The organism is Streptomyces sp. NBC_00287, assembly GCF_036173105.1.
Taxonomy (GTDB): domain Bacteria; phylum Actinomycetota; class Actinomycetes; order Streptomycetales; family Streptomycetaceae; genus Streptomyces.
The window spans coordinates 961,124-977,879 of sequence record NZ_CP108053.1 but is presented as its reverse complement, the minus strand read 5'-3'; the positions used below and the strand labels follow the sequence as shown (position 1 = coordinate 977,879).

Below are 16,756 nucleotides of genomic sequence, written 5' to 3'. Positions count from 1 at the left end.
TGCTGCTCTGTGTCTCGCTACGGGGTCAGCCCGCGCCCCCGTGCGCGGCGTCGTGCAGTGACTGCCAGTCCGCCAGCTTCACCACTCGCCTGCCCAGCATTGCCCCCAGCTCCGCCTCCGCCTTCTCGATCGCCTGCCAACCCTCCCACTGCACCGGCTCGATCCCCTCCGCTTGCAGCACGGTCAGCGGATCCTCGGGCACCTCTTTGCCTACGAGCAGGTCGGCGTCCTCGATCAGCGACGTCACCGTCTCCTTCGCGCACGGCCTGTTCGTGCCGATGACTCCCGTCGGGCCCCGCTTGATCCAGCCGGCCACGTACTCGCCGGGGCTGATCACGCCGTCCCGTAGGACTCGGCCCGCGCTGTGAGGCACGGTGCCGGTCGCCGGGTCGAACGGCAGGCCCTCCAGTGGTACTCCGCGATAGCCCACCGAGCGGAGGACCAACTGGGCTTCGATCACCTCGAATTGGCCGGTTCCCGTTACTCCGCCCTGGCCGTCCGGCAGCGTCCGCTCGAAGCGGACGGCGCCCACGCGGCCTTCCTCGGCGAGGAGTTCGACGGGGCGCAGGAAGAACCGCATATGGATCCGGCGGGTCGCGTCGCTCGCCGGGGTCTCGGCCCAGCCGCGCAGTACCTCCACATTGCGGCGCTGGGCGCCGGGCAGGGCGGAGGGGTCGGCCCAGGCCGGGTCCAGGGCGGCCTCCGCCGGGTCCACGGTGACGTCCGTGTCCGGCAGGGAGCCCAGCTCACGCAGCTCCTTGGTGGTGAAACGGGCCTGTGAGGGGCCGCGCCGGCCCACCATGGCGATGTCGGTCACCCGGCTCGCGCCCAGCGCGGTCAGCGCCGCCTGCGGCATGTCCGTCGGGGACAGTTCCGCCGCACCCCGGGCCAGCATGCGGGCGACGTCCACCGCGACATTGCCCACGCCGATGACCACGGCTGACTGTGCGCCGCGTACAAAACCGTCGTCGACGGCGTCCGGATGGGCGCTGTACCAGGACACGAACTGGGTCGCCGACCAGCTGCCCGGCAGATCCTCGCCGGGGATCCCGAGGTGCCGGTCGGTGGCGGCGCCCACGCAGTACACGACCGCGTGGTACAGCTCGCGCAGCCGGGCGGCCGGAATCCCGTCCGGGCCGATCTGCATCCCGCCGAGGAACCGCACCCGCTCGTGCTCCAGCACCGTCCGCAGGTTGTTCTGCAGGGACTTGATCTTCTCGTGGTCCGGCGCCACGCCGTACCGGACCAGGCCGTACGGGCACGGCAGACGGTCCAGGACGTCGACGCGCACCGCAGGATCCTGCTGGACAAGACTCTGCGCGGCGTAACACCCGCTCGGCCCTGAGCCGACGACGGCGACATGCAGCACGGCGGAACTCCTCACCCGTGGGATCTCAGGAGAGCGCTGGTGCTTCCAGCATCGCATCCGCGGTGCTGCGCTGACAGGGTGCCGCGCACAGTGGCCTTGCGTGTCCATTCTCATGGAATGTGATGATGCGGTTACGTTCCGTGTGTGCTAGAAGCATCCTTTCTTAATCTTTCTGATCGTTGTCCGACGGATGGCCAGGTGTCCGTGTGGCCCGCGTGGGAAGTGCAGGAGAGCGAGGGCGCGACCTCGTGGTTCCAGGTACGGCTCGCATTCGCCGACGGTGCCCGGGTCGAGGCGCTCGCCGTGGTGGCCGACGGGTGCGTCTCCATCGAGGACGTACGGGCGCAGCCGCCGCTGTCCCTGGCCGATCTGACGGTGCTCGCCGACTGGATCGAGGAGCCCCTGTTCGAGGCCTGCGGGCTGGTGGCGGAGGAATCGCAGAATGAGGTCGACGGTGTCGAGGAGGAGCTGGTCGGGCCCCGTCGGGCCCGGCCCGCCTGGCCGCGTGGCCTCGAGGGGCGGTGGCTGGTCGCGCAGGAGTACCGGGCCGCCCAGGAGGAAGGGTTCGACCCCGTCCTCGCGGTGATGTGCGCGACCGGGCACAGCCGCCGCAAGTCACTCAGGCTGATCTCCCAGGCGCGCGACGCGGGCTTTCTGACGCCGCGTCACGCCCGGCGCTGAGCTCAACTCCCGGACGCGGAGGGCTCGTCCCCGGTCGCGAAGAACCGCGACAGATCCGTGTCGTCCGTACCGCCGGGCACGGCCTCCGTGTCCGGCGGGACTCCCATCTCCCAGTCGAGCCGGTAGCGCTTGAACAGCTCGGCCCGCAGCACCGGCACGGGCATCGGCACCCCCGGGACCAGTGCCGCGTACACCGCGCCCATGAGCAGGGCGCGCAGCATCGGGTAGTCGGTGTCGACGTTCATCGAGCCGTGCCGGGCGCAGGTGTCCCGCAGCAGTTCGGCGAGGCGGCGCTGTTCCGGGCACTGCACGAAGCCCTCGGCCTGGAGGATGCCGGCCATGTGCTGGCGCATCAGCACCGGCCGGTCCCGGGCGAGTCCCAGGATCGCGTCGATGGCCCTGGCCATCCGCTCCCGGCCGTCCTCGGTGTGCGGCTCCCGCTCCAGCGCCTCCTCCAGGGTGCGGTGCATCAGCCGGTGCACCGCGGACTGGACGAGCTGGCGTTTTCCGGGGAAGTAGTACGAGACCAGACCGCGCGCCGAACCGGCCCGGTCGGTGATGTCGCCCAGCGTGGTGGCCTCGTAGCCGTGCTCGCCGACGAGTTCGACCGCCGCCTGCAAAAGCCGCTCCCGAGAACGCCGCCGCAGTTCTTCATTGACCGAGGCGCTGCGCGGGGACATGCTGTAACTCCTGCGTTGACTGGCTGCCAGCCAACTATACTCAGCGCGTCCGGTCGAGCTCTGCGCGACCGGGTTCGGGTTGCCGCCTGCCTTGGGCGACGCGGGGGATCGCCTAAGGCAGGCGTGCACTCTCCCGGATGGTGGCCCCGGGCGACTTCTCAGGCGCCGATGCCGGAGTCCTCGGACCGGCGGTGCTCGATCAGCTCCAGTACCGGCCGCAGTTGGTCCGGCCGTTCGGCCACGGGCAGATGGTCCACGAAATGCACCCCGCAGCCCAGCGCCGCGGCCCCGCCGTCCGCCCGGCGGTCGTCGCCGACCATCAGAACCTCGCGCGGATCGGCGTCGAGCTCGGTGCAGGCGGCCCGGAACAGCCGGGGATCCGGCTTCTGGATGCCGTGTTCGAAGGACAGGACGTAGGCGTCCACATACCGGTCCAGGCCGTGCTCCCGGAAGACCGGGCGCAGGTCCCAGCCGATGTTGCTGACCACACCGACCCCGATCCCGCGCTCCCGCAGCGCGCCGAGCACCTCGGCCGCGTCGGGATACGGAGCCCAGGCGGCGGGCGTCATATGGCGCTCGTAGAGCGTGTCGTGCAGCCCCTCGTAGGGGAGCGGGACCTGCCGGGACAGGCCGGTGTACGCGGCGCGGTGCAGTTCCTGGCTCTTGTCCCGCACGCCCCAGACGCTCGCGACCTCCTCCGGCAGCCAGGCCGGACTCGGCCCGCCCGGCAGCGCTCCCATCCGCTCCAGCGCCTGAGCGGCCCCGGCCAACTCAGGCTCGGACAGCTCCACTTCCCGCTCGGCGAGCGCCCCGCGCAGCCAGCTCTCGGTGGACTCGACACGGAACAGGGTGCCGGAGAAGTCGAACAGGACTGCGGTCATTTTCGAATCCTACGGGGAGGTGATCTCCCGCGCGGGGAGGTCGGTCCAACGCACGGGCCACCGTTCGTACGCGATCACCGCCAGCGCCACCAGCGCGGCGCCCACCAGCCAGCCGCCGACGACGTCCGACGCCCAGTGGACGCCCAGCCACACCCGGGTCAGACCGACGCCGGCCACGGAGACCACCGCCACGGCCACGGCCGTACGCCAGAGCGCGCGGCCGACGCCCACGCGGTGCAGCAGGTACAACAGGAGGCCGCACACTACCGTGGCGGTCATGGCGTGGCCCGAGGGGAAGGCCGCGTAGTGAGCGGAGTCGACGGGGTCCTCCCAGACCGGGCGGGAGCGGTCCACGGCGGCCTTCAGGCCCTGTTGCAGCCCGGCGCCCAGTGCAGTGGTGAGCGCCAGCCAGAGGGCCGTCCAGACCGCCGCGTGCCGCCAGAGCAGCCACAGCACCGCGACCGCGCAGAGGATACGCATGGTCCACGGATCCCAGACCCAGTCCGTCAGGATCCGGAACGTGTGCGTGAGCCCCGACTCGTCGACCGCCCAGCGGTGCGTGGTCTCGGCGATGTCGCCGTCGAGGGTCAGCAGCGGGTGCCAGCGGACCGCGACCAGCGCCAGCAGCAGCGCGGAGCACAGCGCGAGCGCGCCGGCCCAGCGGGCGGCGGGCCTCTGACCCTGCGGTCGGGTCGGGGAGTCGACGGACTGGGTGTGCATACTGCGATACTCGCCGACTCCTGGGGCGGGAGGCCAATGCCGGACCGCGAGCCGAGGGCCTCACCAGTTTCTTGCGAGGATGCCCCGGTGTTCATGCGGGGGAGGAATCGCATCCGGGTGTTGCGACGCGGAAAATGTCGCCACATCCGGTTCAGGGCGCAGAAAGCGCCCTGAACCCTGTGGGCACCGCCGAGGTTGTGCGAACGCGTGTGCCTGTGATCGCTGGTTGGGGTGGCGGCTGTGGGATCGGTGCACGTGTGTACGGCTGTCGTACGTATGGTCCTTCGGAGGGTTCGGGATGCCGGGGCGTCCCGGCAGGGGACTGTGAGGGGGGCGAGATGGCGTAGGTGAGGGCTGCTGCTGCGGGGGCCGGGCATGCCCGCTACACGAACCGGCTGCGCGTGTCGTCCACCGCACGCACCGCCCTGACGGCGGAGTGGGGCAGGTGTCGGTGGGTGTGGAACGAATGCGTCGCCAAGTCCAAAAGCCGTACACCTGCACAACCAGGTCACCGGGGAGAAGCAGACGTGTGGTCCGGCGCAGCTCGACAGGATGCTGACCGAGGCCCGCGCCCGTACGCCGTGGCTTTGTGAGGGTTCGTCGGTTCCCCAGCAGCAGGTCATCCGCGACTTCGGCAGGTCCCGCGCCAAGGCGCACAAGGACATCAGGGAACGCCTGCCGCAGAAGCAGCGGGCCGGGATGCCGAGGCACAAGAAGAAGCGCGAGGCGCGGCCCACCCTCAACTACACGAAGCGCGGGTTCCGGCTGAAGGGCGGCCAGTTGCATCTGGCCGGGGGCATCATCCTGACCGTGGTGTGGTCGCGCGACCTGCCGGCCGCGCCGTCCTCGGTGCGCGTGTACCAGGACATCCTGGGGCACTGGTACTGCTCGTTCGTCGTGCCCGTCGAGGTGCAGCCGCTGCCGTCGACCGGCCGTGTGCTCGGCATCGACTGGGGCGTGAAGGAGACCGCCACCACCACGTCCAACGGCCATGACCTCCCGCACGCCGAGCACGGCAAGAAGGCGAAGGAGGAACTGTCCCGGTACGACCGGATGATGGCCCGCCGTAAGCCGATGAAGGGGCAGCCGGGATCGAAGGGCTACCGCGAGGCGAAGAGGCTGCGGGCGAAGGCGTACAAGAAGGTCGCGAGGCAGCGTGAGGACACCGGCCGTAAGTGGGCCAAGAAGGTGGTCCGCGACCACGACGTCATTGCTGTCGAGGACTTCCGGCCGAAGTTCCTCGCGAAAACGACCATGGCCCGCAAGGCCGCTGACGCCGCCATCGGCGCCACCAAGACGGCGCTGACCGAGATGGGCCGCAAGCACGGGCGGGACATCCGCCTCGTACATCCCGCGCACACCACGATGGACTGCGCGCACTGCGATGCGAGAGCCAAGCACGCACTGCCGCTGGGTGAGCGCACCTACACCTGCACGGCGTGCGGAGCCGTGTCCCCACGGGACAAGAACTCCGCGCGCGTGATGCTCGTCCGGGCTGGTCTCAACCCGGCTGGTGCTGATGGCGGAAGACCTCCTGGAGCGCTGCTCCGGGAGGCGGCCTGAGCCAGGAATCCCCTCCCTCAGGGAGGGGAGGATTCAAATGGTGAGCAGCATGGCGAGCATCGCGATCCCCATCGACAGCCGGCACGCCCGCGCCAACTCAGGCCGGTCACCCAGGCGTACAGCGCCGCCGCCCGCGGTGACGGGGACCAGCCGGACGCCGGTCAGCAGTACGTACCCGGTGAAGTAGAGCAGGAGTGTGCCCGTCACCAGCGGGACGCCGGAGGCGCCGTGGCCGGGGGAGGCGGACATCGTGACCGCCATGTAGACCATGGCCGAGGCGCCCACCAGATGGTGGAGGTGGTGCGCGCTCGCCCGCGCCGCCCACAGGGCGCGCAGCGCCGCCACGCCGAACACGACCGCGTAGCCGGGCCAGGTCCACGAAGGCGGGGTGAACACCGCGGCGGGCACGGCCATCGCGGCCATGCCGAAGCCCATCAACGCCTCGCCGCCCGCGGCCCGGCGCTGCTCCTCGACGTTGCTGCGCATGCGCAGCAGACAGTAGGCCCCGGTCGCCGCGCACAGCGCGACCAGCAGCCAGCCGGGCGAAGCCGGTAGATGCACGCGTCCTCCCCGCTCGACGGTGCCGGGCAGTCGCCCGCGGTCGGTCGGAGGATGCCCGTGCCAATGCGGCGCGCACGCGAGCGCAAGGGTGTACACGGGGAGCATTCATGGGAGCACGGCAGGTCACCGCACTACGGAGGGCGTACGACCATGACGGCACCCCAAGCGGGAAGCGCACGGGACGACACGGTCGCCGCCGTCGTCCGGCAGTGGCGGTCCGTCCACCCCGGCCCCATGGAGATCATCGGCCGTATCAACCGCTGCGCCGCCCTCCTTCAGCAGGCCGAGGACGCCCCGCTGCGCCGGGCCGGGCTCAGTCGCCCCGAGTTCGACCTGCTCGGCGCGCTGCGCCGCACCGGGCATGAACTGACCCCCGGCGAGCTGGCCCGCGAGACCTTCTCCTCGGGCGCGGCCGTCACCAAGCGCCTCAAGCAGCTCACCGAGCGCGGCCTGGTGGAGCGCCGCGGCGACGCCCGCGACCGCCGCGTCTCCCATGTCCGCCTCACCGACGCGGGGCGCGAACTCGTCGACGGCATCCTGCCCGAGCAACTCGCCTACGAGACGGCCGTACTGTCCGGCATCGACCGCGACGGACGCGGTGAACTCGCCACGCGGCTCGGCGAGTTGCTCATGGAGCTGGAGGGGCGGCTCGGGGCACTGCGCGTGTGAGGCTCAGGGTGCGCTCGGTACGGCTGTGGGTGCAGCGGCGGTAGGAAGGCGGCTCAGGCGCCTCAGTCCTCGTAGTCCGAGGCGCGATACACCCCGAACACCGCGCCCTGCGGATCCCGCAGCACCGCGATCCGCGGTCCTTCGGGCACCGAGGTCGGCTCCATGAGGAGGGTGCCGTCCGCCTCGGTCGCGGTGGCCGCGGCGTCGTCGACGTCCGCCACGGCGAAGTACGGCAGCCAGTGCGCCGGCACCTCGGGCGGGAACTTGTCGTCCATCGTCACCATGCCGCCGAAGTCGGCGCCCTCGATGCCCCATTGGGTGTAGTGCTCGGAGGCGTTGACGCTCCAGCCGAACAGGGTGGTGTAGAAGGCCACGGCCCGTTCGGGGGCGCGGGTCATGAGCTCCACCCAGCCCAGGGATCCGGGCGCGTTGAACAGGCCCGCGCCCGGGAAGCTGCGGGCCTGCCACAGCTGGAAGGCGGCCCCGGTCGGATCGAGGACCACCGCGAACCGGCCCACGTCGAAGACGTCCATCGGGCCGACCAGCACCGTCGCACCGGATGCCTCGGCCCGCGCCGCGGTGTCGTCCACGTCGGCCGCCAGGAAGGACACGTTCCAGGCGACGGGCTGCGACTCCTGGTACAGCGGGGTGAGCGCGGCGACCGCCTTGTCGCCGAGGTGGGCCATCGTGTAGCCGCCCGCCTCCTGGCGCGGGTCCGTCTCGGGGCGCCAGCCGAAGAGCCGGGTGTAGAACCGTTTGGCGGCGTCGAGATCACTGGTCCCGAGCTCGGTCCAGCAGGGCCCGCCGGTCACCGGCCTGTCGAGCTTCATGGCGTTCCTTCCAAGAGGCAGACCCCCTCCAGCACGCTAAGCCCCGCACCGGACCCGGGCCATCGGAAGAGCCGCGCTAGATCCCCGGCCGGTACCGCAGCGGATGGTCCTTCGGAGTCTCCACCAGGGCGATCCGCGTGCCGTCCGGATCCGTGATCCACATCTCGATCAGCCCCCACGGCTCCCGCACCGGCGGCCGTACGATCTCGACGCCCTTGGCGCGCAGTTCCTCGTGCGTCGCCTGCGCGTCCTCGACCTGGAGCCAGAGCTGGAGCGCGGGGGAGGGCGGGGTCTCGGAGCGGCCCGAGACCTCCAGGAAGCCGCCGCCGAGGAAGTAGACGGTGCCGCGCTCCGGGCCCGTACCGAACTCGCGCTGGATGGCGAGGCCCAGCTGATCGCCGTAGAAGGCGCGCGAGCGGTCGGGGTCGACGGGGTGGAGCAGGATTCTGCTGCTGAGTACATGCACCATGATCCCGGAGCGTAGCGGCCGCGCGTTACTCTCGTCCCTGCCCGCGCAGTGCCGAGAAGTGGAGACGCGCCCCATGGAGACCGCCGCCGGACTGACCTTCCGTGACGCCACCGACGCCGATGTCGACGCGCTGGTCGCGCTGATCGAGTCGGCCTACCGGGGTGAGGCCAGCAAGGCGGGCTGGACCACCGAGGCGGACATCCTGCAGGGACAGCGCACCGACCCGCAGGGCGTGCTGGAGGTCATCAAGGCTCCCGACAGCAGGCTGCTGACGGTCGAGCGGGACGGCCGGGTCGTCGCCTGCTGCCAGCTCGAGCACCGCGGCACCCACGCCTACTTCGGGATGTTCGCGGTCAGCCCCGTCCTCCAGGGCGCGGGCCTCGGCAAGGTCGTCATCGCGGAGGCCGAGCGGGCCGCCCGCGAGGGCTGGGGCGCCACCGAGATGCACATGACCGTGATCTCCGTACGCGACGACCTCATCGCCTGGTACGAGCGCCGCGGCTACCGCCGTACGGGAAAGATGACCCCCTTCCCGTACGGCGACGAGCGCTTCGGGATCCCGCAGCGCGAGGACCTCCAGTTCGAGCTGCTGACCAAGGAGCTCGGCTGACCGTCAGGCCGTGAAGCGTCCCGTGCGTTTGATCTCCGGGTAGTCGGTGGTCGCGCCGTCCAGGCCCAGGGCGCGCACGAGACGCAGATGGTCCTGGGTGTTCACCACCCAGCCGATGATCTTCAGGTTCGCCTCGCGGGCCGCCTCGACGACTTCCAGGGTGAGGCGGCGGATGTTCAGGCAGACCGTTCCTGCGCCCACCTCGACGGCCCGCTCCACGATGTCGGTGCCGTAGCGGCTGCCGATCAGCGCGGTGCGTACCCCCGGCACCAGCCGGGCGATCTCGGCGACCGCCTCGTCGTGGAACGAGGACACCTCGACGCGCGAGACCAGATCCCGCCGCCCCATCACCTCGGCCAGTGCCCGTGCCGCGGCCACGTCCTTGATCTCGGCCTGCAGCGGTGCCGCCACGGCGTCCAGGACCTCCTCGAAGACCGGCACGCGCTCGCCCTTGCCCGCGTCCAGGGCGCGCAGCTCCGCGAGTGTCTTCTCGGCGATCGGGCCGCTGCCGTCGGTCGTACGGTCCACGTCGGTGTCGTGCATCACGACGAGGTGGCCGTCCTTGCTCAGATGCAGATCGAGTTCGATGACGTCGAGGCCGGCCTGCTGGGCGGCGACGAAGGAACGGAGGGTGTTCTCGGGTTCGACACCCATCACTCCGCGGTGACCGATGGTAAGGAAGTTCAAGGTTCGACTCGCTTCCGTCGACGGCGGCTCGGCACGCGCGCGACCGGAGCGAGACGTTCGCGCGGCAGGGCCGCAGCCTAACCGCCGGGGGACCGGATGAAACCCGTGCGTACAACCGGGATCAGCCCGGTGGACGTAAGGATCCGGCCAGTACCTGGTCGGCGTTCGCGTGTGCCCCGGGCGGTCGGTCACCCGGCCGTGGGCGAGTCTCGCGGACATTGACCGGCCGGATCATTGTGCATACCCCGCACGAGTGCCTCTACTCGATCAGACAGGAAAAAATTCGGTGACGATGGGGGTCGCGCAGGATAATTTCCCGAGGCTCCTCTTGCTGGAAGGAACCTCGCACGCATACGGTGTCCTTACGAGCGGTTCTCCCGTGGAGGATGGGACATGACGGAAATTCTTGTGCAGTCGGGTGTGGGGGAGCAGGTTCCTCCTGCGGCCAGGGTGGTGGAGCACCCGGCATGGCCCGTGCTCAAGGATGCGGTGGAGCAGATCCGGCCATGGCAGTCCAAGGACGGGTCGATCGACTTCGCGGCTGAGGGCGCGCCCGAGCGCTCGGGCGCCGAGGCCGCCGTACGGCGTGTTGTGGAGGCCGTCGAGGAGCTCTCCCCGCTGCTGCCCCACGACGCCGCCTATCACGCGGCCCTGGTGAAGGACCTGCGCCGGTGGGCCGAGGGCGGCTTCGAGGTGCCGGACTTCCTGGACTCGCTGCTGGCGTTCCATCCCGCCGCGAAGCGCGCGGACGGCCTCCAGCACCTGGTGGTCTTCCCGATGTACACGCAGAACGGCAACCCCGACCGCAACCTCGAAGCGGTCGTGCTGCGCATGGTCTGGCCCGACTGGCTGGCCGAACTGGAGCGCACCCGCTACGACAACCCGCTGTTCTGCGGCATCAAGTTCGAGGACTTCACGGCCGGTTACGACACCAACTCCGCCGTGCTGTTCCCGGAGACCATCGCCGTGCGCGAGGCGCCGGAGCGCTTCACCTGGGGCGGCATCTTCTGCGACCGCGAGGCCGCCCGCTTCCGCCGGGTCACCGAGGCCTCCGTCGACATCCTGGGCCTTGAGCTGCCCGAGGACATCGCCGCCATGGTCCACGACCAGAAGCGCTGCGAGGAGGCCTTCGTCCTGTGGGACATGGTCCACGACCGCACCCACAGCCACGGCGACCTGCCCTTCGACCCCTTCATGATCAAGCAGCGCCAGCCGTTCTGGATGTACGGCCTGGAGGAGTTGCGCTGCGACCTCACCGCCTTCAAGGAGGCCGTGAAGCTGGAGGCCGAGGGCGTCCCGCAAGCCCGTGACGTGCAGTTCGCGGTGCTCTTCGACCGGATGTTCCGCTTCCCGGTCACCGGCGAGCGCGTGCGCAACTACGACGGTCTCGGCGGCCAGCTGCTCTTCGCCTACCTGCACAAGCACGACGTCGTGCGCTGGACCGACAACAAGCTGTTCATCGACTGGCAGCGCGCCCCGCAGGTCACCAACCAGCTGTGCGCCGACATCGAGCAGCTGTACCGCGACGGTATCGACCGCCCCAAGCTCGTCCACTGGTTCGCCGGCTACGAGCTGGTCTCCACCTACCTCGCCCCGCACCCGGGCTCCAAGTGGGCCAAGGGTCCGGACGCCCTGGACCTGACCCAGCCGCCGCGCAAGCTCGTCGATGATGTGCTTCCGGACGAGTTTCCGCTGAGCATGTTCTATGAGGCCCTGTCCAAGAAGCTCAAGAACGTGATCGCCTCCACCAAGGGCATCACGGCGGACAGCGCCGAGCGGGTCGCCGCGTGAGCGACCGTACCGAGGACCTGGCTCAGGAGGGCAAGATGGCGAACGGGAACGGGCCGCTCAGCGGTGCGGTGATCGCGGTGGCCGGTGCGGGCGGACCCGCAGGCCGGGCGGCGCTGCTGCGACTGGCCGAGGCGGGTGCGACCGTCGTCGGCTCCGACAACGATCCGGAGCGGCTGGCGGCGGCCGTGGACGCGGCCAGCTATGCGCACGGCGGCGCCACTGTCGTCGGCGACACGGTCGATCTGCTGGACCTGAAGTCCACCAACGAGTGGGCCACCCGCATCGAGAAGGACTTCGGCCGCGTCGACGGCCTGGTCCACCTCGTCGGCGGCTGGCGCGGCAGTGAGACCTTCACCAAGACCAGCCTCGACGACTGGGACTTCCTGGAGCTGCTGCTCATCCGCACCGTGCAGCACACCTCCCTCGCCTTCCACGAGGCGCTCCAGCGCAGCGACCGGGGCCGGTACGTCCTGATCAGTGCGGCCGGCGCGACCAGGCCGACCGCGGGCAACGCCGCGTACGCCGCGGGCAAGGCCGCCGCGGAGGCGTGGACGCTGGCCATGGCCGACTACTTCAAGAAGGCCGGGGGTGAGCAGGGGCCGACGTCGGCTGCTGCCATCCTGGTGGTGAAGGCGTTGGTGCACGAGGCGATGCGCGCCGAGCGGCCCAACGCGAAGTTCGCGGGTTTCACGGACGTCACGGACCTCGCCGAGGCCATCGCCGGCGTCTGGGACAAGCCCGCCGCGGAAGTGAACGGACAGCGTCTGTGGCTCACCGAGAAGCCGTGAACCCCCCGAAGACCGATGCGCGTCGCCACCACGACCCGGAGCTGAGGGGTTTCGCCAGCGACAACTACGCCGGCGCCCACCCGGAGGTGCTCGCCGCCCTGGCCGTGGCCAACGGCGGCCACCAGGTGGCCTACGGCGAGGACGTGTACACGGAGAACCTCCAGGGGATCATCCGCAGCCACTTCGGTCCTACGGCCGAGGCGTTCCCGGTCTTCAACGGCACCGGCGCCAACGTCGTCGCGCTCCAGGCGGTCACCGACCGCTGGGGCGCGGTGATCTGCGCCGAGAGCGCGCACATCAACGTCGACGAGGGCGGCGCCCCCGAGCGCATGGGCGGTTTGAAGCTGCTCACCGTGCCCACGCCGGACGGCAAGCTCACCCCTGAGCTGATCGACCGGCAGGCCTGGGGCTGGGAGGACGAGCACCGCGCGATGCCGCAGGTCGTCTCGATCACCCAGAGCACGGAGCTCGGCACGCTGTACACGCCCGACGAGATCCGCGCCATCTGCGAGCACGCCCACGCGCGCGGCATGAAGGTGCACCTCGACGGCTCCCGGATAGCCAACGCGGCGGCCTCGCTGAACGTCCCCATGCGGACCTTCACCAACGCCGTCGGCGTCGACATCCTCTCCCTGGGCGGCACCAAGAACGGTGCCCTGTTCGGCGAGGCGGTCGTGGTGATCAACCAGGACGCCGTCAGCCACATGAAGCATCTGCGCAAGCTGTCCATGCAGCTCGCCTCCAAGATGCGCTTTGTGTCGGTGCAGTTGGAGGCGCTGCTGGCCAAGGACCTGTGGCTGCGCAACGCCCGGCACTCCAACGAGATGGCACAGCGGCTCGCCGAGGGCGTCCGCGCGGTGCACGGCGTCGAGATCCTCTACCCGGTGCAGGCCAACGGCGTGTTCGCCAAGCTTCCGCACGACGTCAGCGAGCGTCTTCAGAAGCGGTTCCGGTTCTACTTCTGGGACGAGACCGCCGGTGTCGTGCGCTGGATGTGCGCCTTCGACACCACCGAGGAGGACGTGGACGCCTTCGTGGCGGCGCTCAAGGAGGAGATGGCGCGCTAGGCAGCTCTGCATAGGTATGCGGTCACCCGAAAAAGAATTGACTCTCGGGTGATCGCTTTCCTATGCTCTGCCGCCATGGAGCTCATCCAGGAAACCCCCGACCTCTCCGCATACTTGGCCGCTGACGAGGTCATCGACCACGATCACCCGGTGGTCCGGCAGCGGGCCGCGCGGCTTGCCTCGCAGGCCGAGGACTCGTATGCCTATGCACGGCTGGCGTTCGAGTTCGTGCGCGACACCATCCCGCACTCCCAGGACTCCGGCGACCTGCGCGTCACCTGGCGCGCCTCGGACGTGCTGGAGCAGGGCACGGGCATCTGCTACGCCAAGTCCCATGCGCTGACGGCCCTGTTGAGGGCCGAGGACATCCCGACGGCGCTGTGCTACCAGAAGTTCGATGTGGTGCACGGTCTGGTGGCCGTCCGCTTCAACGGCGCCTGGCACCGACAGGACCCCCGGGGGAACAAGCCGGGCGTGGACGCGCAGTTCTCCCTCGACGGTGAACAGCTGGCCTTCCCGGTCGACCCCAAGTCCAATGAGTTGGACTATCCGGTCCTGTACGCTAAACCACACCCGGCCGTCCTCGCTGCCCTCCAGGGCGCGACCGACCGGCCGCACCTGTGGCAGACGCTCCCGACCGCACTCTGAGGCAAGGCCGACCATGACCCTCACGCTGACCGTGTCCGACGAGGTGCGGGCCCTCGCGCCCGGCTTCACGCACCTCGCCGTCGAGGCCCACGGACTCGTCAACGGGCCCAGCACCACCGGCAGTTCCGAACTCCTCGACGACGCGGCCCGCCGGCTCGCGCTGCGCCTGGACGGCCGTGCCCCGCACGAGGACCCGCACATGGCGGCCTGGCGGGAGGCGTACACGGCCTTCGGGTCCAAGCCGTCGCGCACCCGCAACTCGGCGGAGGCGCTGGCCAAGCGAGCTCTGTCAGGTGCCGGGCTGCCCCGGATCAACCTGCTCGTCGACCTCTACAACGCGATCAGCGTGGCGCATCTGATCCCTGTCGGCGGCGAGGACCTCGACCGCATCCAGGGCGGTATGCGGCTGATCCGGGCCACGGGCGACGAGCCCTTCGTGACCGTCGCCGACGGCGCCGAGACCGTCGAACACCCCGACGCCGGCGAGGTGGTGTGGTGCGACGACGCGGGTGTGACCTGCCGCCGCTGGAACTGGCGCCAGGGACCGCGCACCCGGCTCACCGAGGAGAGCGTCTCGGCGGTCTTCCTCCTGGAGAGCCTCGCGCCCATGCCGGTCGCAGACGTCGAGCGGGCGGGCGCCGAACTCGCCGAACTGCTGGAGAAGTTCAGCCCGGGGGCGCGGATCGCGGTGCGCGGGGCTGTCTAACGCGCGTCGGCCTCGCGGACCTGCTCCGGAGTGGGCGCCGTACCCCCGAGGTGCGCCGGCATCCACCAGGTGTCGCTCGCGTCCTTGGGGCGTACGGGGTAGGCGCGCTGGGCGGCCTCCAGGAGCTCCTGGACCCGCTCGCGCACCTGGCGGGTGATCGCGCCCGCGTACTTGTCCTTGGATGCCTCGATGGCCTCGCCCACCCGGATCGTGATCGGGGTGTGGCTGCGCTTGAAGTTGCGCGGCTGCCCCTTGGTCCACAGCCGCTGGGTGCCCCACACCGCCATCGGGATCAGCGGGACGCCGGCCTCCTGGGCGAGCCGGGCGGCACCCGACTTGAAGCTCTTCAGCGTGAACGACTGGGAGATCGTCGCCTCCGGGAAGACGCCCACGATCTCACCGGACCGCAGCGACTCCAGCGCGTGCTGGTAGGCCGCCTCGCCCTGCTTGCGGTCCACCGGGATGTGCTTCATCCCGCGCATCAGCGGACCGGAGATCTTGTGCCGGAAGACGGACTCCTTCGCCATGAAGCGCACCAGGCGCTTCTGGGGGAGCGCCGCCAGGCCGTCGAAAATGAAGTCCAGGTAGCTGATGTGGTTGCTCACCAGCACGGCACCGCCCGAGCGCGGAATGTTCTCCGATCCCTTGCAGTCGATCTTCAGGTCCCACGCCTTGAACAAAGTGAGGGCGAGACCGACGACGGGACGGTAGACAAGCTCTGCCATGGACGGGGTGAACCCTTCCTTCTCTGCCGGGGAAGGGGGCTCCCGGCGGGAAAGTTACGCAGCCGTAGGTTTACGGCTTTCGCAGATCGTGCCCCAAGAACGGACGGGTAGCCAGTCCTGGTGCCGGTGTACGGCGAGATCCTCGTCACGTCACACCTTGATCCACCTCGGCAAATGGCGCCGCGGAGGGTGGCAGGGGGGAATCTTTCCGCTCCCGCGAATGCTGGAGCAGTGGACGACCGGAGGAGGCCACGGGTGCGCGTGCGGGACGAGGACAGGCGGCTGAGGCCGGACGAACTGGGCGGGCAACTCGGCGCGCGGGCCACCCTCGTGCAGTTCTCCAGCGCCTTCTGCGCGCCCTGCCGGGCCACGCGGCGTGTCCTCGGGGAAGTGGCCGGGATGGTGCCCGGTGTCGCCCATGTCGAGATCGACGCCGAGGCCCGTCTTGAGCTCGTGCGGGAGCTGGAGATCCTCAAGACACCCACGGTGCTGGTCCTCGACGCCCACGGGCGCGTGGTGCGCCGCGCCGTCGGACAGCCGCGCAAGGCGGATGTCATCGCGGCCCTCGGCGAGGCGGTGTGACGGCCGTGCATCCGACAGTGAGTCATCTCCCACATCCCCTCGCGCACTTGACTGTACGGACCATCCATCGTCAGCCTGACCGGATGTCCCCGGCGCCCCATCTCCCCAGGTGTTCATGACCGCCACGCCCGACGTCGACGCCACCCGGCTCGCCTCTCCCGAACTGCTGCGCTCCGTCTTCCGGCGGCACGCCGCGGGAGTCGCGGTGATCACCGCCCGCGGCGAGAACGGCCCCGTCGGCTTTACCGCCACCTCCCTGACCTCCGTCTCCGCCGAGCCCCCCATGCTTTCCTTCGGTATCGGCACGGGGTCCTCCTGTTGGCCCACCCTGTCGCGGGCCGACCATGTCGGCGTGCATCTGCTCGGTGAGCACCAACGGGACCTGGCCGCCACGTTCGCCCGCAGCGGCGCCGACCGCTTCGCCGCACCCACCGCCTGGCACGAGGGTCCCGAGGGTGTCCCTGTCCTCGACGACGTCCCCGCCTGGCTGGTCTGCCGGATCCACGCGCGCGTGCCCGCCGGGGATCACCGCATCGTCCTCGCGGAAGTCCTCCTCGGCGACCACACCGGCCCCGGACGGCCGTTGCTGTACCACCAGGGCCGGTTCACCGGCCTGCGCGACTGACCGGGTATCGGACAGTTCTGCGAAGTCGTCCAGTTCCGATTACGCTGCGTTGCGAAGGTCACAGTTCAAAGCGCTTGCTTAGCGGGAACGAACTGGGTGTACTG

19 protein-coding genes and 1 pseudogene are annotated in these 16,756 nt (G+C 70.2%); 11 read left to right on the top strand and 9 right to left on the bottom strand.

Going from position 1 to position 16,756, the window contains the following annotated elements; all coding sequences use genetic code 11:
• Positions 1-25 precede the first annotated feature (25 nt).
• A complete protein-coding gene (locus tag OHT76_RS04840) occupies positions 26-1,369 on the bottom strand; it encodes an FAD-dependent oxidoreductase (protein WP_328869483.1) in 1,344 nt (447 codons plus the stop codon).
• Between the two features lie 198 nt (positions 1,370-1,567).
• On the opposite strand from OHT76_RS04840, the gene OHT76_RS04835 reads away from it, so the two are divergent.
• The gene (locus OHT76_RS04835; RefSeq protein WP_328869482.1) at positions 1,568-2,050 is read left to right on the top strand and encodes a DUF6214 family protein; all 483 of its coding nucleotides are present in this window, start codon (positions 1,568-1,570) and stop codon (positions 2,048-2,050) included.
• Positions 2,051-2,052: 2 nt separating this feature from the next.
• Here the strand turns inward: OHT76_RS04835 and OHT76_RS04830 are convergent, their stop codons facing one another.
• The 3 genes from OHT76_RS04830 to OHT76_RS04820 all read right to left on the bottom strand — a co-directional run bounded on the left by OHT76_RS04830 (position 2,053) and on the right by OHT76_RS04820 (position 4,331).
• Positions 2,053-2,730 (bottom strand): TetR/AcrR family transcriptional regulator, encoded by a 678-nt coding sequence (locus tag OHT76_RS04830; RefSeq protein WP_328869481.1) that lies wholly within the window; start codon positions 2,728-2,730, stop codon positions 2,053-2,055.
• Between the two features lie 158 nt (positions 2,731-2,888).
• Entirely contained in the window at positions 2,889-3,611 is a 723-nt protein-coding gene (locus tag OHT76_RS04825) for an HAD family hydrolase (RefSeq protein WP_328869480.1), read from the bottom strand.
• A gap of 9 nt (positions 3,612-3,620) precedes the next feature.
• A complete protein-coding gene (locus OHT76_RS04820) occupies positions 3,621-4,331 on the bottom strand; it encodes a phosphatase PAP2 family protein (protein ID WP_328869479.1) in 711 nt (236 codons plus the stop codon).
• Between the two features lie 347 nt (positions 4,332-4,678).
• Between OHT76_RS04820 and OHT76_RS04815 the strand changes: the two are divergent.
• A pseudogene (locus OHT76_RS04815) lies at positions 4,679-5,894 on the top strand (RNA-guided endonuclease InsQ/TnpB family protein).
• A gap of 33 nt (positions 5,895-5,927) precedes the next feature.
• Here OHT76_RS04815 and OHT76_RS04810 read toward each other — a convergent pair.
• Complete coding sequence (locus OHT76_RS04810) at positions 5,928-6,455, bottom strand: DUF5134 domain-containing protein (protein ID WP_328869478.1); 528 nt, start codon at positions 6,453-6,455, stop codon at positions 5,928-5,930.
• 150 nt (positions 6,456-6,605) lie between these two features.
• Here OHT76_RS04810 and OHT76_RS04805 point away from each other — a divergent pair, with 150 nt between their 5' ends.
• Positions 6,606-7,124: a MarR family winged helix-turn-helix transcriptional regulator gene (locus tag OHT76_RS04805; RefSeq protein WP_328869477.1), complete on the top strand. Its 519-nt coding sequence runs from the start codon at positions 6,606-6,608 to the stop codon at positions 7,122-7,124.
• Between the two features lie 62 nt (positions 7,125-7,186).
• Here OHT76_RS04805 and OHT76_RS04800 read toward each other — a convergent pair whose 3' ends face one another.
• Both OHT76_RS04800 and OHT76_RS04795 read right to left on the bottom strand, forming a co-directional pair.
• On the bottom strand, positions 7,187-7,954 hold the full coding sequence (locus OHT76_RS04800; RefSeq protein WP_328869476.1) for a VOC family protein: 768 nt from the start codon (positions 7,952-7,954) through the stop codon (positions 7,187-7,189).
• A gap of 76 nt (positions 7,955-8,030) precedes the next feature.
• A complete protein-coding gene (locus OHT76_RS04795) occupies positions 8,031-8,423 on the bottom strand; it encodes a VOC family protein (RefSeq protein WP_328869475.1) in 393 nt (130 codons plus the stop codon).
• 73 nt (positions 8,424-8,496) lie between these two features.
• Between OHT76_RS04795 and OHT76_RS04790 the strand changes: the two genes are divergently transcribed.
• Positions 8,497-9,033 carry a GNAT family N-acetyltransferase gene (locus OHT76_RS04790; protein ID WP_328869474.1) on the top strand — a complete coding sequence of 179 codons (537 nt, stop codon included), beginning with the start codon at positions 8,497-8,499 and terminating at the stop codon, positions 9,031-9,033.
• A gap of 3 nt (positions 9,034-9,036) precedes the next feature.
• Here the strand turns inward: OHT76_RS04790 and OHT76_RS04785 are convergent, their stop codons facing one another.
• The gene (locus OHT76_RS04785; protein ID WP_328869473.1) at positions 9,037-9,720 is read right to left on the bottom strand and encodes a glycerophosphodiester phosphodiesterase; all 684 of its coding nucleotides are present in this window, start codon (positions 9,718-9,720) and stop codon (positions 9,037-9,039) included.
• A gap of 393 nt (positions 9,721-10,113) precedes the next feature.
• On the opposite strand from OHT76_RS04785, the gene OHT76_RS04780 reads away from it, so the two are divergent.
• From OHT76_RS04780 to OHT76_RS04760, 5 genes are all read left to right on the top strand, one after another.
• Positions 10,114-11,511, top strand: a complete 1,398-nt coding sequence (locus tag OHT76_RS04780; RefSeq protein WP_328869472.1) for a DUF6421 family protein — start codon at positions 10,114-10,116, stop codon at positions 11,509-11,511.
• A 35-nt stretch (positions 11,512-11,546) separates the two neighbouring features.
• Complete coding sequence (locus OHT76_RS04775; RefSeq protein ID WP_328876453.1) at positions 11,547-12,299, top strand: SDR family oxidoreductase; 753 nt, start codon at positions 11,547-11,549, stop codon at positions 12,297-12,299.
• Entirely contained in the window at positions 12,296-13,366 is a 1,071-nt protein-coding gene (locus OHT76_RS04770) for a threonine aldolase family protein (RefSeq protein ID WP_328869471.1), read from the top strand. Before OHT76_RS04775 ends, OHT76_RS04770 begins: the two co-directional genes overlap by 4 nt.
• A 75-nt stretch (positions 13,367-13,441) precedes the next feature.
• A complete protein-coding gene (locus tag OHT76_RS04765) occupies positions 13,442-14,014 on the top strand; it encodes a transglutaminase-like domain-containing protein (RefSeq protein ID WP_328869470.1) in 573 nt (190 codons plus the stop codon).
• A 13-nt stretch (positions 14,015-14,027) separates the two neighbouring features.
• Positions 14,028-14,720, top strand: coding sequence for a B3/B4 domain-containing protein (locus tag OHT76_RS04760; protein ID WP_328869469.1), 693 nt, complete (start codon positions 14,028-14,030; stop codon positions 14,718-14,720).
• On the opposite strand, the gene OHT76_RS04755 is transcribed toward OHT76_RS04760, so the two are convergent.
• Complete coding sequence (locus OHT76_RS04755) at positions 14,717-15,445, bottom strand: lysophospholipid acyltransferase family protein (RefSeq protein WP_328869468.1); 729 nt, start codon at positions 15,443-15,445, stop codon at positions 14,717-14,719. The two genes, OHT76_RS04760 and OHT76_RS04755, sit on opposite strands and share 4 nt — an antisense overlap.
• A gap of 174 nt (positions 15,446-15,619) precedes the next feature.
• Between OHT76_RS04755 and OHT76_RS04750 the strand changes: the two genes are divergently transcribed.
• Both OHT76_RS04750 and OHT76_RS04745 read left to right on the top strand, forming a co-directional pair.
• Positions 15,620-16,027: a thioredoxin family protein gene (locus OHT76_RS04750; RefSeq protein ID WP_328869467.1), complete on the top strand. Its 408-nt coding sequence runs from the start codon at positions 15,620-15,622 to the stop codon at positions 16,025-16,027.
• A 115-nt stretch (positions 16,028-16,142) separates the two neighbouring features.
• Entirely contained in the window at positions 16,143-16,652 is a 510-nt protein-coding gene (locus tag OHT76_RS04745; protein ID WP_328869466.1) for a flavin reductase family protein, read from the top strand.
• Positions 16,653-16,756 lie beyond the last annotated feature (104 nt).

Excerpts from the sequence above, each read along its gene's own strand:
- OHT76_RS04780 (WP_328869472.1), top strand. The coding sequence starts at position 10,114 with ATGACGGAAATTCTTGTGCAGTCGGGTGTGGGGGAGCAGGTTCCTCCT.
- OHT76_RS04755 (WP_328869468.1), bottom strand. The coding sequence starts at position 15,445 with ATGGCAGAGCTTGTCTACCGTCCCGTCGTCGGTCTCGCCCTCACTTTG.
- OHT76_RS04805 (WP_328869477.1), top strand. The coding sequence starts at position 6,606 with ATGACGGCACCCCAAGCGGGAAGCGCACGGGACGACACGGTCGCCGCC.
- OHT76_RS04745 (WP_328869466.1), top strand. The coding sequence starts at position 16,143 with ATGACCGCCACGCCCGACGTCGACGCCACCCGGCTCGCCTCTCCCGAA.
- OHT76_RS04800 (WP_328869476.1), bottom strand. The coding sequence starts at position 7,954 with ATGAAGCTCGACAGGCCGGTGACCGGCGGGCCCTGCTGGACCGAGCTC.
- OHT76_RS04795 (WP_328869475.1), bottom strand. The coding sequence starts at position 8,423 with ATGGTGCATGTACTCAGCAGCAGAATCCTGCTCCACCCCGTCGACCCC.
- OHT76_RS04775 (WP_328876453.1), top strand. The coding sequence starts at position 11,547 with ATGGCGAACGGGAACGGGCCGCTCAGCGGTGCGGTGATCGCGGTGGCC.
- OHT76_RS04825 (WP_328869480.1), bottom strand. The coding sequence starts at position 3,611 with ATGACCGCAGTCCTGTTCGACTTCTCCGGCACCCTGTTCCGTGTCGAG.
- OHT76_RS04820 (WP_328869479.1), bottom strand. The coding sequence starts at position 4,331 with ATGCACACCCAGTCCGTCGACTCCCCGACCCGACCGCAGGGTCAGAGG.
- OHT76_RS04750 (WP_328869467.1), top strand. The coding sequence starts at position 15,620 with ATGGCGCCGCGGAGGGTGGCAGGGGGGAATCTTTCCGCTCCCGCGAAT.
- OHT76_RS04790 (WP_328869474.1), top strand. The coding sequence starts at position 8,497 with ATGGAGACCGCCGCCGGACTGACCTTCCGTGACGCCACCGACGCCGAT.
- OHT76_RS04830 (WP_328869481.1), bottom strand. The coding sequence starts at position 2,730 with ATGTCCCCGCGCAGCGCCTCGGTCAATGAAGAACTGCGGCGGCGTTCT.
- OHT76_RS04760 (WP_328869469.1), top strand. The coding sequence starts at position 14,028 with ATGACCCTCACGCTGACCGTGTCCGACGAGGTGCGGGCCCTCGCGCCC.
- OHT76_RS04765 (WP_328869470.1), top strand. The coding sequence starts at position 13,442 with ATGGAGCTCATCCAGGAAACCCCCGACCTCTCCGCATACTTGGCCGCT.